Raw genomic sequence first — 14,363 nt, forward strand, 5'->3', positions numbered from 1 at the left:
CATTATGCGCAGCAGGGTTGGCAACATCCATATGATCGGTATCGGCGGCTCTGGTATGAGCGGCATTGCCGAGGTGTTGATCAACATGGGCTTCACTGTTACAGGTTCCGACCTCGCCGCAGGTGCTCCTGTAAAACGTCTGCTCAAAATGGGCGCGCAGGTCTTCATCGGACATGGAGCGGATAATGTCACTGACGCCGACGTAGTGGTCAAATCCACTGCAATTTCCGATGAAAACCCGGAATTGCTCAAGGCCCGCGAGCTGGGTATTCCCGTTATTCCCAGAGCGGAAATGCTTGCCGAACTCATGCGCTTGCGTACCGGAATCGCCGTGGCCGGAACCCACGGCAAGACCACTACGACATCTCTGCTGGCTACAATTTTCACTGAAGCAGAACTGGACCCCACGGTCATTATCGGCGGACGCCTGAACACCTTCGGCAGCAACGCCCGCCTCGGTGAAGGGCAATTCCTCATTGCCGAAGCGGATGAATCCGACGGTTCATTCCTCTGTCTTGCGCCGATCATTACTGTAGTTACCAACGTTGATAAAGATCACCTTGATTTTTACGGCGGGCAGGAAGCTATTGATGAATCATTCCGCAAATTCATGAACTCCATTCCCTTTTACGGAATGAATGTGGTCTGCGGGGATGATCCGGGTGTGCAACGGCTGCTGCCTTCCATCAAACGCCCCTGCATGACTTACGGACTGGCCGAAGGCAACAGACTGCGCGGGGAAATCCTGTCCTGTGAAGTGCGTTCCCTGTTCAAAGTCTACCTTGACGGAAAACTGCTTGGTGAAGTCTCACTGGCCCAGCCCGGTAAACACAACGTACTCAACGCGCTGGGAGCCATCGGGGTGTCGCTTGAGGCCGGACTTGATCCGAAAATTATCCTCTCCGGTCTGTCGAACTTCATGGGCGTGGGCCGCAGGTTTGAAAAGAAAGGTGAAAGCAAAGGCATCCTCGTTGTTGACGACTACGGACACCATCCGGCAGAAATTAAGGCCACCATTGAAACCGCCAAATCCTGCTTCCCGCACCGCAGGCTGGTGGTGGCATTCCAGCCGCACAGGTTCACCCGTACTCAAGCGCTGTTCGGTGAATTCTGCAAAACCTTTGAAAAAGCGGATGAACTGCTGCTGACTGAAATCTACCCCGCATCAGAAGACCCTATTCCGGGCGTAAACGGAATGTCACTGGCGCAGGGAATAAGACAGGTCAGCGACACTAAAGTCCGCTTTTACCCTGATTTTGAAATGATGCAGAACGAACTCCCCAACATTCTCAAACCCGGTGACCTGTTCATCACGCAGGGGGCGGGGTCCATCTACACTGTTGGCGAGAAATTTTTAGAGTATCTGGGAGAGGATGGAGAAAAAGTTCTCAAACCAGAAGAAATAACAGCATTTTAACGGATAAAAAGGCATGACACTGGAACTGCTTCATAAACCGGGCTTGGCTCAGCTCACCTCACTAGGCATTGGCGGAAACGCCCGTGTACTGGCAAAGGTGCGTGACGAAGCCGGACTGGACGAACTTTCCCGCTTCATTGAGCGCGAGGGTTCTAGCCTGCTTGCCATCGGTGAAGGAAGCAACATGCTGGCCTTAGACGGGGAACTGAATATTGCCCTCGTACAGGTGGCCTGCCAGCGTAAAGCCGAAGCCGTTATATCCGGAAACAGCGTCCTGGTTCCCGCAGATATGCGGCTGCCGGGACTGCTTTCAATACTCATTAAGAATGGTCTTTCCGGTATGGAAGGACTGGCAGGAATTCCCGGTTCGGTGGGCGGTTCCATCGCCATGAATTCCGGATCATACGGAACCGACATGCAGGCTTCCGTTAAAAGAATCCGGCTCTGGACTCCTTCCAAGGGACTTTTCTGGAAGGACGCGGCTGAATTGAATTGGGGCTACAGGCACTTTTCAACTGGTCACGATGAATTCTTTCTGGTCTGGGAAGTTGAGTTTGAACTTTCCCGTTCCACAGAGGAAGAGGTCCGCTCCGGAATCAAAAAAACTTTTGAAAAAAAGAAAGCTACCCAGCCGGTCACCGCAAAAACTGCCGGGTGCGTTTTCAAGAATCCGGAAGGACACAGTGCGGGCAAATTGCTCGACGATGCCGGATTCAGGGGCAGAAACCTCGGAGGCATGGGCTTTTCCGAAATGCACGCCAACTTCCTTGAGAACAAAGGAGGCGGCACCGCAACACAGGCACTGGAGCTCATGGCTAAGGCAAGCGAAGCCGTGGCTGACAAGTTCGGCGTAACCTTAGAGCCGGAGGTCATAATACTGTCATGAGCGTAGCAGGACTGAACAAAAGCAGGTTGAACCTGAGTAAATCAGGAAAGAAACGGGTCAGCCGCAACAAACCTATGAAACGCAAGAATACTTCGCAGCCCATAGGCGGTGTTTTCGCCGCCATGTTGCGCAAGCTCTGCATTTCCGGGGTTTGCCTGTTGATTCTGGCTGTTGTGGGTCTCGGCTGCCTTGCAGGATACCGCTGGGTAACCGCCCTGCCTTATTTTGCATTGCAGGATATCAAAGTCAGCGGCAACCACCGTTTGAGCTACGGAGAGATATTGTCCATCGCCGACGTCAGCCTGAATAAAAACAGCCTCGCGGTTAATATCAGTGAAGTGGAAAACAGACTCAGCGAAAACCTGTGGATCAAATCCGCTACGGTGCGCAGACAACTTCCGGGGAAAATGCAGATTCATGTGCATGAAAAAAATCCCCGTTTCATGGTTCGTCACAATGACGTCCTTTACTATTGTGACAGCAAGGGAGAACTGATCGCTCCGGTCGCTCCTGGCAAGTTCAGTTCCCTGCCCTTCCTGAATATTGAGTCCGAAGCCATGGACAAGGCGGGAATCCTGCCTGAGTTCATGAACAAGCTCAGCAGACGGGAACTCCCCTTTGATCCGGGCCAGATAGCATGGATTGATATCAAGGGCGGCAACCGCATGGAAATTTTTATGGACAGACTTGGCCTTACGGTGCTGCTGGGTCTGGACAACTGGCAAGAACAGCTTTCACACCTGAACACAGTTTGGAAAGACCTCAAGAACAGGGGAGAGTTCAGGGATGTGGCAGTCATTTCAACCGGGAAGAACAGGGTCTGGGTTGAAAAACGCAGTTCCGGGAAATGATTGCCTCAAACGGCAATACCCCGAATTACAATGATGATGAGGAGAAAAAGTTATGGCCAAGTCTGATCTGATCGTCGGCCTCGATGTCGGCACTACCAAGATCTGCGCAGTTGTGGGAGAACCAACTGCGGACGGAGTTGACATTGTCGGTATAGGCACTGCCCCGTCCACCGGGTTGCGCAAGGGCGTGGTGGTCAACATCGAACAGACCGTACAGTCCATCAAAAAGGCGCTTGAAGAGGCTGAACTGATGGCCGGTTGCGAAATCCGCTCCGTATACGCGGGAATTGCAGGCAGCCACATCAAAGGTTTCAACAGCCACGGCGTTATCGCTGTAAAAGGCGGTGAAGTGACCCAGAAAGATGTTGACCGGGTTATTGATGCGGCCAAAGCTGTAGCCATTCCGCTGGACAGGGAAGTTATTCACACCCTGCCGCAGGAATACATTGTCGACGATCAACGCGGCATTGCAGATCCGCTGGGCATGGCCGGAGTACGACTCGAAGTAAAGGTCCACATCGTTACCGGTGCTGTTACCTCCGCGCAAAACATCATCCGTTCCTGCCACCGTTCAGGACTGGATGTTTCTGACATCGTTCTTGAATCACTTGCTTCCAGCAAGGCCGTTCTTTCCGAAGAAGAAAGAGAGATCGGCGTTGCCATTGTGGATATCGGGGGAGGTACCACCGATCTGGCAATTTTCGCAAATGATTCAATTAAACATACTTCAGTTATCGCTCTCGGCGGTAACAACCTGACTAACGACATAGCGTTCGGGCTGAGAACGCCCATGGGGTCTGCGGAACAGATCAAGGTCAAATACGGAACTGCACTCACCGATCTGGTCACTACTGACGAGACCATTGACGTGCCCTCCGTAGGCGGACGTGATCACCGCAAAATGTCTAAAAGGGTTCTGGCTGAAATCTGCGAACCACGCTGCGAGGAAATCCTTTCTCTGGTGGATCAGGAGCTGGTACGCAGCGGATATAAGAACATGATCGCCGCAGGCGTTGTTCTTACCGGCGGAACCTCTTTAGTGGACGGCATGCAGGAACTGGCGGAACAGATTTTCGATCTGCCGGTACGCATCGGTTATCCGGCAGGAATGGGAGGCCTGAAGGATGTTGTCAACAGTCCCAAATTTGCCACAGCAGTGGGACTGCTCATGTACGGTGCGGAAAAAGAAGGCAGCTCTGAGCAGGTCTTCAGAATCCGTGACGAAAATGTTTTCAACCGCATTCTGGGCAGGATGCGTAAATGGTTTACTGATATTGCGTAATTAGCAGAATTATAAATCAGTAGACTCAGGCATTAAGTTACTTTCCGGCCCCGATCACCGGAAAATATTCTCAGCAAAAGTTTAACAGGGGAAATGAAAATGATGATGGATTACATGGAAATTGAAAATGACGGTCAGGCCCGCATCAAAGTTATCGGTTGTGGTGGTGGTGGCGGTAACGCTATCAACAACATGATTCAGTCCGCCCTTTCCGGCGTGCGCTTCATCGTAGCCAATACCGATGCACAGGACATCAATAAATCCCTCGCTGAATACAAAATTCAGCTCGGTGACAAACTTACCAAAGGCCTCGGCGCTGGTGCCAACCCCGATGTAGGTAAAAACGCAGCCCTCGAATCCGTAGAACAGATCCGCGAACTGGTAAGTGACTGCGACATGGTTTTCGTCACCGCAGGTATGGGCGGCGGAACCGGTACCGGTGCTGCACCCGTTATCGCTGAAATTGCCAAAGAGGCCGGCGCATTGACCGTTGCCGTTGTAACCAAACCTTTCTATTTCGAAGGCAAACGCAGACTGCTGCAGGCAGAAAAAGGCATTGAGGAACTCAAGAACGTGGTTGACTCCATCATCACCATTCCCAATGACCGTCTGCTCCAGCTTGCCGCCAAAAAAGCAGCTTTCTCCGAAATGCTGAAAAAAGCGGACGAAGTTCTTTACTACGGCGTAAAAGGTATTGCCGACCTCATCACTGTTCACGGCTTAATCAACCTTGACTTCGCTGACGTACAGGCCGTCATGTCCAGCTCCGGTCTGGCCCTCATGGGTACCGGTATCGCACGCGGAGAAAACAGGGCCCGTGAAGCTGCCATGAAAGCAATCACCAGTCCGCTGCTTGAAGATGTTTCCATTGAAGGCGCAAAAGGCGTGCTCATCAACATCACCTGCTCCCCTGACATGACCATTGATGAGGTCAGCGAAGCAGCCAACATTATCTACGAAGAAGCTCATGAAGAAGCTCAGATCTTCTTCGGTACTGTTTTCGACGCTGAAGTAGGCGATGAAATGCGCATCACCGTTATTGCCACCGGAATCGACAGCGCTGTAGAACAGACTGTTACCCCGCCTGTTGAGCAGCAGTCTTTCGGTCAGCCCCAGCGTCCCAACCTCACTCCCAGAGGCATGGCTCCAAGGAATAAAGAAGCTACCACCAACGTGCGTCAGATGGGCAGTGCACATGCTGAAGAAGACCGTTCCATCCCGGCTTACCTGCGCCACACAGCCAGCAAGCCCACAGATGCGGCAGGTGCCACCGAACCGGTACAGCTCAAGCCCAAACAGGCTGCCAATGCAGGTGGTGAAGAATTCATCTTCCATGATGACGATGATTTTGAAGTACCGACATTCATCCGCAAGCAGGCAGACTAATAACATAGGCTCCTGACTGTGATGAACATAAAACGGAAACAGTACGGGCCAAACGGTCCGCACCGGAAATAATTCATGCCCGTGAATGAAGAATTCTTCTATTACGGCAAGGAAGAACCTTCGCCTGAGGAAACCGGAGGCCGTCTGCCCACGGCTCTAGTCTTCCCCGGACGAAAGGGGTCTGCCCTCTCAACCTTAGGCTGGCAGGCCGTCTACCGACTTCTTGCTCCGGACGCGGAACTTGCAGTAGAAAGATTCTTCCTCGGCGAACCGGGTAAACCGTCTGTTTCCATGGACAGCAGTAAAGAACTGTCCGAGTTTCCCCTGATCGGTTTCAGCATCAACTTTGAGGAGGAATATCTCCACCTCGTCAGGATGCTGAAAGATTCGGGCGTTCCGCCTCTGGCGGCGGAACGCCCGGACTTCCCGCTGGTCATGGGCGGAGGTCCGGTTGCCTTTCTCAATCCTGCTCCCATAGCTCCCTTCTTCGATTTTTTCTGGGTCGGTGAAGCAGAAGCCGGGTTGAAAGAATTGTGCCTCGAACTGAAGCAGCATATTTACAACGGGGGAAGCAAAAAAGAATTTCTGGATCGAATAAAAGACCGGGACTCCGTCTACGTTCCCGGTATGACCAAAGGTCAGGTCCGCAGAGCCGTTCTGCCTCCGGGGCCGATAGGCGAAGGACACGGGGTTCCGCTCTTAAGCGAACCAGCGTATTCCTGTTTCATCAGTCCGGAAGCTGTCTTCAAGGACATGTTCCTTGTTGAAGTCAACCGGGGCTGTCCTTACGGTTGCCGTTTCTGCGCTGCCGGATATGTCTACCGTCCACCCCGGCACGCATCCATCGACCAGCTCAAGAAAATTGTGGAACTCGCCGACCCGCCTAAAGTGGGACTGGTGGGCACAGCTCTCACCGACTGGCCGGATTTAATCCCCTATATTGAATGGCTCAAAAAACGTAAGACCAAATTCTCCCTCTCTTCCGTACGTGCCGACGGACTGACAGAAGAACTGCTGGATATCCTGCGCGCCTCGGGAGTACGCACTGTGACTCTTGCTCTGGAAGGCGCCAGCAAGAAATTGCGCGATGCCGCCAGCAAAAACCTTGAAGAAGAGGACTTCCTCCGCGCTGTCGAGCTATGCGCCGCTAAGGGAGTTAATCATCTGCGAGTATATGTCATTGTGGGCTGGCCCGGCGAAACGGACGAAGACTACGATGAACTGGCCTGCATGCTCGATAAAATGGATGCTGCCCGCATGCGTGGACAAGGTAAAAAGAAAAAGCAGTTCATGCGTATAACCTTCGGGGCCAGTTGCCTTGTACCCAAGCCCTGGACTCCACTGCAATGGGCTCCTATGCCCTCGGAAAAAGAACTCAAAGCCGTGCTTTCCAAGGTAAAAGGATTTACTAAAAAATACAAAGGCATGGCTTTTTCCGGTGACAATCCATTTCAGGCCCGTTTACAGGGCATTCTTTCCCGCGGAGACGAATCTCTGGCTGAATTTATCATTTATGCCGCAGATAACGGCGGCTGGAAAAAAGCTTCCAAGTTCTGCAAGGGCGACTTTGAACGTTTCGTGGACAAAGAACTCCATAAAGATTCCCCCCTGCCCTGGGATTTTATCGATACCGGTGTAAAAAAGAGTTACCTTTGGCGTGAATGGCAGCGCTTTCAGAAAGCCGAGAAGTCTCCGGTTTGCCCCCCTGCAGGCTGCGCTGACTGCAAAAGCTGCGGCATGCACCAATGGCTTGATGATAGCTAACCCCCTTTTTCACCGTTTGTGCAAAGACATTGCACAAACCGCCTTATCTTAACCGACTGCAAAATTAATCAAGCACTTAAAACAGCCACAGGTATCGAAATGCGCATGCGCGGATTCGGAGGTCCATCTACGGGCCTCTTTTTTTTGCCGTGAGTATGCACTTTCGTGCAACACTTTGCACAAAAAAACTGCACCTGCAAACCATCACGCCTTGCACTCTCAACACAAGACACTTAAATAAAGGGATAATTTTTTTGGCACGCCACATGCTTAGTGGTTAACTGAGAGGGCAACAACTTTTAACCACATCAGGAGACAATATGAAGAAAAAAAACCTGATTCCGTTGATCGTCGTGATGATTCTGGCAGTCGCATCTGTCGCCATGGCACGAGGCGGATACCGGAATGCAGGATACCACAACGGTAACTGGGCAGCTTATAACCAGCTTACCCCTGAAAAACAGCAGCAGGTTCAGGACATAATCCAAAAATATGAATCCTCATTTCAGAACCTGAAAAGTCAGCAGTGGGCCAAACGTACAGAGCTCAATGCGTTGGTGGATTCCGGTAAAGCTGATAAGGACACCATCCATGCTCTGGTCAAAGATCTTTCCGGTATCAGAGACAAGCTTTACGCCGAACATAACAAAATGGCTGCTGAAATTGAAAAAGAAACCGGCCTGACCTTCCCGTCCATGGGACAGGGTTACGGTAAGGGCGGAAGAGGTTGCGGAAATTACAAGCAGGGATGCCCCGGTGCTGCCGGAGACTGCGGAAATTTCCAGCAGAGAAATTGCCCCGGAGGCAATTGTTACTAAAATCCTTTAAATAATGTTCATCTACACTTAATTACAGGAAAACGGGTAAAAAGGAGGACTGACCGGTCCTCCTTTTTTTATTAAAGAGCTTTCAAATACGCACCTGTTTAAGTTATCAATGTCAGAGCAAAACCAAGGAGAGCAGCATGTTAAGAAAAATCACCTCACTGACCAGCTTTTTTTCTTTTATCGTCCTGATCAGTACCAGTTTAGTTCTGTACATTGTGCCACAGGGACGCGTCGCTTACTGGGCAGACTGGACCCTTTTCGGCTTGAGCAAGGAACAATGGGGCGATATCCACATTTGTACCGGTGTACTTTTCCTTGTCATTTCCATCCTGCACATCTGGTTAAACTGGAAACCCATTCTAGCTTACCTGAAAAAGAAAGCCGGAGAAGCAAACTTCACCTCCCCGGCATTTTTCATCAGTCTGGGTATCACACTGTTTGTTGCATTTGGAACTCTGGCTAATCTGCCGCCCATGAAGCAGGTACTTGAACTAACCCAGGATTTTCAGGCTATGGGGGAGGCCAAGTACGGCACACCTCCCTATGGCCATGCCGAACTCAGCCCGCTGCAGATTTTCTGCAAACGAATGGGACTTGATGTGGACAAAGCTTCCGCATCAATCAAAAATGCCGGGATTGAGCTGGAATCACCAAGAGAAACCATCAAATCCATTGCCAACAAAGCAGGACTGACCCCCAAAGAAATTCATGAAATCATTCTCAAGGACCAACCGCAAAAGGACTCTTCCGTGACCGATAAAAGTGTTGAATTCAAACAGCATTCAGGACAGTCCGGAACCGGAATCGGGCGAATGAATCTTGAACAATACTGCACCAGATTTAATCTGGACCTGAACACCGCGCTGGGGATTCTGCGCGAACAAGGAGTGGTTGTTGACAAAGCCACCCCCATCAAGGAAATTGCAGGGGCACTCGGCCTTGATTCGCCCCGTGCAATCGCTGACCTGCTCAATCCGTAACAATTGTATTAAATGGAATTAAGCTCACAGAAATCCCATAAGCTTCCTCTTGCTCTGGCTCTTCTGGCCCTGATACTTCTCGGGGCCGGAAGTTTATATCTTACGTGGCATAACCTGCGCCAGATGCACCAGACCGTGTTTGAACATATGCTGCTTTCAGCACGCTCCATTGCGCGCGGGCTGGATATCCAGCTGGTAGAAGGCGCACGGCTTATGAGGCCTCCGGGCAGGCATAACAGGCGTATGCCTCAAGAGCTGCTACCGGACGCAAGGGAGTTGTTTCAGGAAATGGTTGCCGAGGGAGACCTGCTCTACATCGCCCTTTACGGTCCTGATCATAAACCATTACTGGTCGTCGAGCAGGATGAAGGGGACCATACGGTTTATACCCCTCCTCCCGGTCTTTTCAACATGATTACCAGCATGCGTGAATCAAGCACCCCGGTTATGATCAAAGGAAAGGCTGCTCTTCTTTACGGCACTGTGGGCCAGCCCATCCTGCAACGATTGTACGGACACCAAAAGCACAGACGCGGCTTCATGCCCCCTCCTGAGCAGGAAACGTACCTGTTGCTGGGACTGAGTGCGGAAAAGCATCTGCGCCAGTTCAACCAGTACCGCAGGGCCGCGCTGTTGCAGACAAGTTACATTTTTCTGGCCGGATTAGTACTCTGGCTGCTGGCTGTCGCCTATTTCCAGCGCCGCGAACAAGGCAAAAAGCTAACCCGTCTGGAACGTTTTCAGGCCAACCTGCTGGACAACATGCCTGACGGACTGCTGACCCTTTCACCGCAGGGAGCTATTCTGGCGGCAAACGGTTCAGCGCATAAACTACTGCAAAGCCCGCAGGATGGTGTTCTGGTAAGTAAAAACTGGAATGATTTTTCCTATGAATCACTACAGAAATTCAAACGCGGCAACGTTGTCTGGGAACATGTCCGACTGGGTGAAAAAAACCTTGAACTCATTTTTTTTCCTTACATTGAAAGCATGGAGGAAAAAAGGAACATGGTCATCATCCGCGACCGTACCGATATTGCCGGATTGGAAGAGGATCTTTATGAAGCACGCAGGCTGGCTTCCATCGGTTCGCTTGCAGCCGGGGTGGCCCATGAAATCCGCAATCCATTGAGTTCCCTGCGTGGCTTCGCCCAACTCTTTGCCGACAAATTCAAGGATGAACAACCTTACGGCACCTACGCAACCACTATGCTTACCGAGGCGGACCGCTTGAACAGGGTAGTTACAGACCTGCTCTACCTGTCCAAACCCCACGAGCTTAACCCGGAACATCTTGACCTGAGGGAACTATGCGACTCAATGCAGACCTTATTGGGGTTCGACCTTGAGCACAAAGGGACCAGATTACAGACAGAACTAAACACTGACCGGGTCTATGCTGATCCTGACGGAATCAGACAGGTGATGCTCAACCTGCTGGTCAACAGTCTTGATGCTGTAGCCGACAAAACAGGAAAAATCTCGATCTTTGCCGAAAAGACCGAACACGGAGTCTGGATAAGTGTCTGCGATAACGGACCGGGAATGCCGGAGGATATACGCAAACATGCGCTTGAACCATTTTTTACCGACAAGCCCAAAGGAACCGGTTTAGGGCTTGCCATTGTCAATACAATCATGCGTGGACATAACGGCAGGGTAACCATCTCCGCGCCGGAACTGGACGGACCGCAGGAAATCCATTTCGACGGGACCTGCGTAAAACTGTTCTTCCCCGAACCGCGTAATGAAGGATCAGAATAATGAACTCCTCAGGAAAAAACGTACTAATAGTTGATGACGAACCGTCACTGCGCATGCTCATCCGGGCTGTGCTGGAAAGTGACGGCTGGACAGTGCACGAAGCCCAATCAGGCGAACAGGCTCTTGAAATACTTCCCGGCCTGACCTTGAACGCAGCCCTGATCGACATGCGTATGGACGGCATGGACGGCATGACACTGCTTAAAGAGCTGAACTCTATCATGCCGGGATTGCCGGTGATCATGCTGACCGCATACGGAAACGTCAACTCCGCAGTGGTAGCCATGAAGCACGGTGCTTTCGATTACCTGACCAAACCTGCCGACAACGAAGAACTGAAAGCGGTCATGGCCAAGGCACTGGATTATTCCCGGCTGGTGGATGAAAATGAAAAACTGAAATCCGCAGCCGGAGCAACAGAGGAAATGATCGGCAGTTCACAAGGGATGCTGCATGTAAAAGATCTTATCGAACAGGCCGGACCCTCGGAAGCTACAATTCTGGTATTAGGTGAATCCGGCACGGGTAAGGAACTTGTTGCCGAAGGCCTGCACCGGGCCAGCCTGCGTGCGGGCAAGCCGCTGATCAAAGTCAACTGTGCGGCACTTCCTGCGGATCTGCTGGAAAGTGAACTTTTCGGATACATGAAAGGGGCCTTCACCGGGGCCAATGCCAATAAACCGGGAAGATTCCAGCTTGCTTCAGGAGGAACTCTTTTCCTTGATGAAATCGGCGAAATGGACCCGGTACTGCAGGCCAAAATTCTACGCGCACTGCAGGAAAAGGTGGTCGAACCGTTGGGCAGTGTTTCTCCGGTTGAAACGGACGTACGCATAATTGCCGCTACCAACCGGGACCTGAAAAAGGAAGTTGAAATAGGAAATTTCCGCGAAGACCTTTATTACCGTTTAAGCGTCCTTGAAATACGCATTCCGCCACTGCGGGAACGTGTAGGCGACCTGCCCGCGCTGGTAGCCTACCTGCTGGAAAAACTGGGCCGCAAAAACAATAAAAAAGTCCGCTCGGTGAGTCCCTCATTTCTCGATGTACTTAGCAGCTATGACTGGCCCGGTAATGTCCGTGAATTGGAGAATGTTCTGGAACGGGCCATTATTCTGAGCCGTAGCGAAGTGCTCGGCCAGGAACTGTTGCCCCCGCAGGTTCATAATCCTAGCCCCCGGATACCTGCGCCGGAACCGGTTTCGCAACAACAATCTCAGCAGCAGCCGGCACCACCATCGCCTCCAGGTCCCACCACTCTGGATGATGCTGAACGTCAGGCCCTGATCTCGGCCCTTGAAGCCAATCAGCATCACCGCGAACGTACAGCTGATGCTCTAGGAATCAGCCGCAGGACGTTGCAGTACAAGCTGAAAAAATACGGATTGACCCGTCGATAATAAAATCAAGAGTTAGATTCTCAAATAAGCCCGGATTTATATTTCCGGGCTTTTTTTTGAATTAAAGCGATTAATCCCGATTATCACCAATCTCATCCATTCTACGCCGATAATCTATTCTGACCTCTCCTCAGCTTAAAAACATTGCTGAAACGGTTTAAAACGAACAGCTCTCGAACAAAAATCTATCTTATTTGACACAAGCACATATTTTATCTACCCTTAAAACTCGAGCTTATTAATTTTTAAACTCGACAAAGATGCTGAAAACGTCATTTTAACTCAGCTTTAACAATCGACAGGCAATGGTTTTTGCTTCAACGAAAAGCAGCTTATACAAACTGTACTTTACCTAAGTAAAAACAGTACTTTTAAAAAACAACATTAAACACTACTGCAAAACTAGCATACTGCAGAAAAAAATGCATTTCACACTACTACACTACATTAATCCTACCGGCACACCCGTTCAGGAGCTCAACCCCAATTCCGCTCCGGAAAAAATCCCAGTTCTTCATCTGTCTTCGGCATCTCACTCAGCTTCCAACTAGTTTTTTTTTAACCGCACTTCTTTTGACCGGAAGGCGGTGTTTAGTTTTATTTAACGGAGAAGACATGGAAAAAATCAGAGTAGAAAACCTCTACAAAATCTTTGGCAACACCCCTAAAAAAATCATCCCCATGCTGAAAAAGGGCGCCACCAAAGAAGAAATTATGGAAAAAACCAGACACGGAGTAGGCGTGAACAATGCCTCCTTCAGTGTTGAAGAAGGTGAAATAGTTGTAGTCATGGGGCTTTCCGGTAGCGGAAAATCAACTCTTGTCCGCTGCATCAACAGACTTATTGATCCCACCGGGGGTAAAATTTTCATAGATGGCGAAGACATCACCACCCTGAGCAAGGACAAACTGCGCAAAATACGTCTGGAAAAACTGGGTATGGTTTTCCAGAACTTCGCCCTTTTCCCTCATCGCACAGTCCTGAAAAACACAGAATACGGGTTGGAAATCGGCGAGGTAAATCCGGAGACAAGAAAACAAAAGGCCATGGAAGCTCTTGAACTGGTTGGTCTTGCAGGATGGGAAGACTCCTTCCCCTCACAGCTTTCGGGCGGTATGCAGCAAAGGGTAGGTCTGGCCCGCGCCCTCGCCCTCGACCCGGACATTCTGCTCATGGACGAAGCCTTCAGTGCGCTCGACCCGCTCATCCGCCGCGACATGCAGGATGAACTGATCAATCTGCAGGAACGCATGCACAAAACTATCGTTTTCATCAGTCATGACCTTGATGAAGCCCTTAAGCTCGGCGACCGCATTGTACTCATGAAAGATGGCGAAATAGTACAGATCGGCACACCGGAGGAAATTCTTACCGAACCTGCCACAGACTACGTACGCCGTTTTGTGGAAGATGTTGACATTACCAAAGTGCTTACAGCTGAATCAGTCATGAAAAAGATTGACGCCGTGGCTTACATTAGAACCGACGGCCCAAGGGCGTCTCTACGCAAAATGCGCAAAAACAATATCTCTAATCTCTTTGTACTTAATGAAAAGCACGAACTGATCGGCATGCTCAATGCCGCAGATTGCGCTAAGCAAGTGGAAGAGGGAGGTAAGGATATCCGGGAAATTATGCATAAAGACCTGCAGGCGGTGGAACTGGAATGCCCGGCACAGGAATTATTTAATATAATGCAGGACCGCGTACTGCCCCTCCCGGTTATCAATGGAGAAAACAAACTCAAAGGAGTTATTGTCCGGGGAACGCTGATCGGGGCACTGGCTGAAAGAGGAGGCAACTAG

The 14,363-nt window shown here is 50.7% G+C and carries 11 protein-coding genes; all 11 read left to right on the plus strand.

Translation table 11 applies throughout. From position 1 onward, the window contains the following. Positions 1–4: 4 nt before the first annotated feature. The 11 genes from murC (at position 5) to ACKU41_RS08605 (ending at position 14,363) form a co-directional block, all read left to right on the plus strand. Positions 5–1,417, plus strand: a complete 1,413-nt coding sequence (gene murC / locus ACKU41_RS08555; RefSeq protein WP_319781028.1) for a UDP-N-acetylmuramate--L-alanine ligase — start codon at positions 5–7, stop codon at positions 1,415–1,417. A gap of 13 nt (positions 1,418–1,430) precedes the next feature. Then, positions 1,431–2,303, plus strand: a complete 873-nt coding sequence (murB, locus tag ACKU41_RS08560) for a UDP-N-acetylmuramate dehydrogenase (protein ID WP_321405030.1) — start codon at positions 1,431–1,433, stop codon at positions 2,301–2,303. After that, a complete protein-coding gene (locus tag ACKU41_RS08565; RefSeq protein WP_319780991.1) occupies positions 2,300–3,154 on the plus strand; it encodes an FtsQ-type POTRA domain-containing protein in 855 nt (284 codons plus the stop codon). The genes murB and ACKU41_RS08565 overlap by 4 nt, the downstream gene beginning before the upstream one ends. A gap of 52 nt (positions 3,155–3,206) precedes the next feature. After that, entirely contained in the window at positions 3,207–4,436 is a 1,230-nt protein-coding gene (gene ftsA / locus ACKU41_RS08570) for a cell division protein FtsA (protein WP_319780992.1), read from the plus strand. A 105-nt stretch (positions 4,437–4,541) separates the two neighbouring features. After that, positions 4,542–5,822, plus strand: a complete 1,281-nt coding sequence (gene ftsZ / locus ACKU41_RS08575; protein ID WP_319781029.1) for a cell division protein FtsZ — start codon at positions 4,542–4,544, stop codon at positions 5,820–5,822. 75 nt (positions 5,823–5,897) lie between these two features. Continuing rightward, entirely contained in the window at positions 5,898–7,586 is a 1,689-nt protein-coding gene (locus ACKU41_RS08580; RefSeq protein ID WP_321405031.1) for a radical SAM protein, read from the plus strand. A gap of 320 nt (positions 7,587–7,906) precedes the next feature. Further along, complete coding sequence (locus ACKU41_RS08585) at positions 7,907–8,404, plus strand: periplasmic heavy metal sensor (protein ID WP_321405032.1); 498 nt, start codon at positions 7,907–7,909, stop codon at positions 8,402–8,404. Between the two features lie 146 nt (positions 8,405–8,550). Then, entirely contained in the window at positions 8,551–9,393 is an 843-nt protein-coding gene (locus ACKU41_RS08590; RefSeq protein ID WP_321405033.1) for a DUF4405 domain-containing protein, read from the plus strand. A 12-nt stretch (positions 9,394–9,405) separates the two neighbouring features. Next, on the plus strand, positions 9,406–11,157 hold the full coding sequence (locus tag ACKU41_RS08595; RefSeq protein ID WP_321405034.1) for an ATP-binding protein: 1,752 nt from the start codon (positions 9,406–9,408) through the stop codon (positions 11,155–11,157). Beyond that, complete coding sequence (locus tag ACKU41_RS08600) at positions 11,157–12,557, plus strand: sigma-54 dependent transcriptional regulator (RefSeq protein ID WP_321405035.1); 1,401 nt, start codon at positions 11,157–11,159, stop codon at positions 12,555–12,557. The genes ACKU41_RS08595 and ACKU41_RS08600 overlap by 1 nt, the downstream gene beginning before the upstream one ends. A gap of 615 nt (positions 12,558–13,172) precedes the next feature. Next, complete coding sequence (locus tag ACKU41_RS08605) at positions 13,173–14,363, plus strand: glycine betaine/L-proline ABC transporter ATP-binding protein (protein WP_321405036.1); 1,191 nt, start codon at positions 13,173–13,175, stop codon at positions 14,361–14,363.

Source organism: Maridesulfovibrio sp., from assembly GCF_963678865.1.
Classification (GTDB): Bacteria; Desulfobacterota; Desulfovibrionia; order Desulfovibrionales; family Desulfovibrionaceae; genus Maridesulfovibrio.

Coding starts and splice junctions, on each gene's coding strand:
- murC (WP_319781028.1), top strand. CDS start 5: ATGCGCAGCAGGGTTGGCAACATCCATATGATCGGTATCGGCGGCTCT.
- murB (WP_321405030.1), top strand. CDS start 1,431: ATGACACTGGAACTGCTTCATAAACCGGGCTTGGCTCAGCTCACCTCA.
- ACKU41_RS08565 (WP_319780991.1), top strand. CDS start 2,300: ATGAGCGTAGCAGGACTGAACAAAAGCAGGTTGAACCTGAGTAAATCA.
- ftsA (WP_319780992.1), top strand. CDS start 3,207: ATGGCCAAGTCTGATCTGATCGTCGGCCTCGATGTCGGCACTACCAAG.
- ftsZ (WP_319781029.1), top strand. CDS start 4,542: ATGGATTACATGGAAATTGAAAATGACGGTCAGGCCCGCATCAAAGTT.
- ACKU41_RS08580 (WP_321405031.1), top strand. CDS start 5,898: ATGCCCGTGAATGAAGAATTCTTCTATTACGGCAAGGAAGAACCTTCG.
- ACKU41_RS08585 (WP_321405032.1), top strand. CDS start 7,907: ATGAAGAAAAAAAACCTGATTCCGTTGATCGTCGTGATGATTCTGGCA.
- ACKU41_RS08590 (WP_321405033.1), top strand. CDS start 8,551: ATGTTAAGAAAAATCACCTCACTGACCAGCTTTTTTTCTTTTATCGTC.
- ACKU41_RS08595 (WP_321405034.1), top strand. CDS start 9,406: ATGGAATTAAGCTCACAGAAATCCCATAAGCTTCCTCTTGCTCTGGCT.
- ACKU41_RS08600 (WP_321405035.1), top strand. CDS start 11,157: ATGAACTCCTCAGGAAAAAACGTACTAATAGTTGATGACGAACCGTCA.
- ACKU41_RS08605 (WP_321405036.1), top strand. CDS start 13,173: ATGGAAAAAATCAGAGTAGAAAACCTCTACAAAATCTTTGGCAACACC.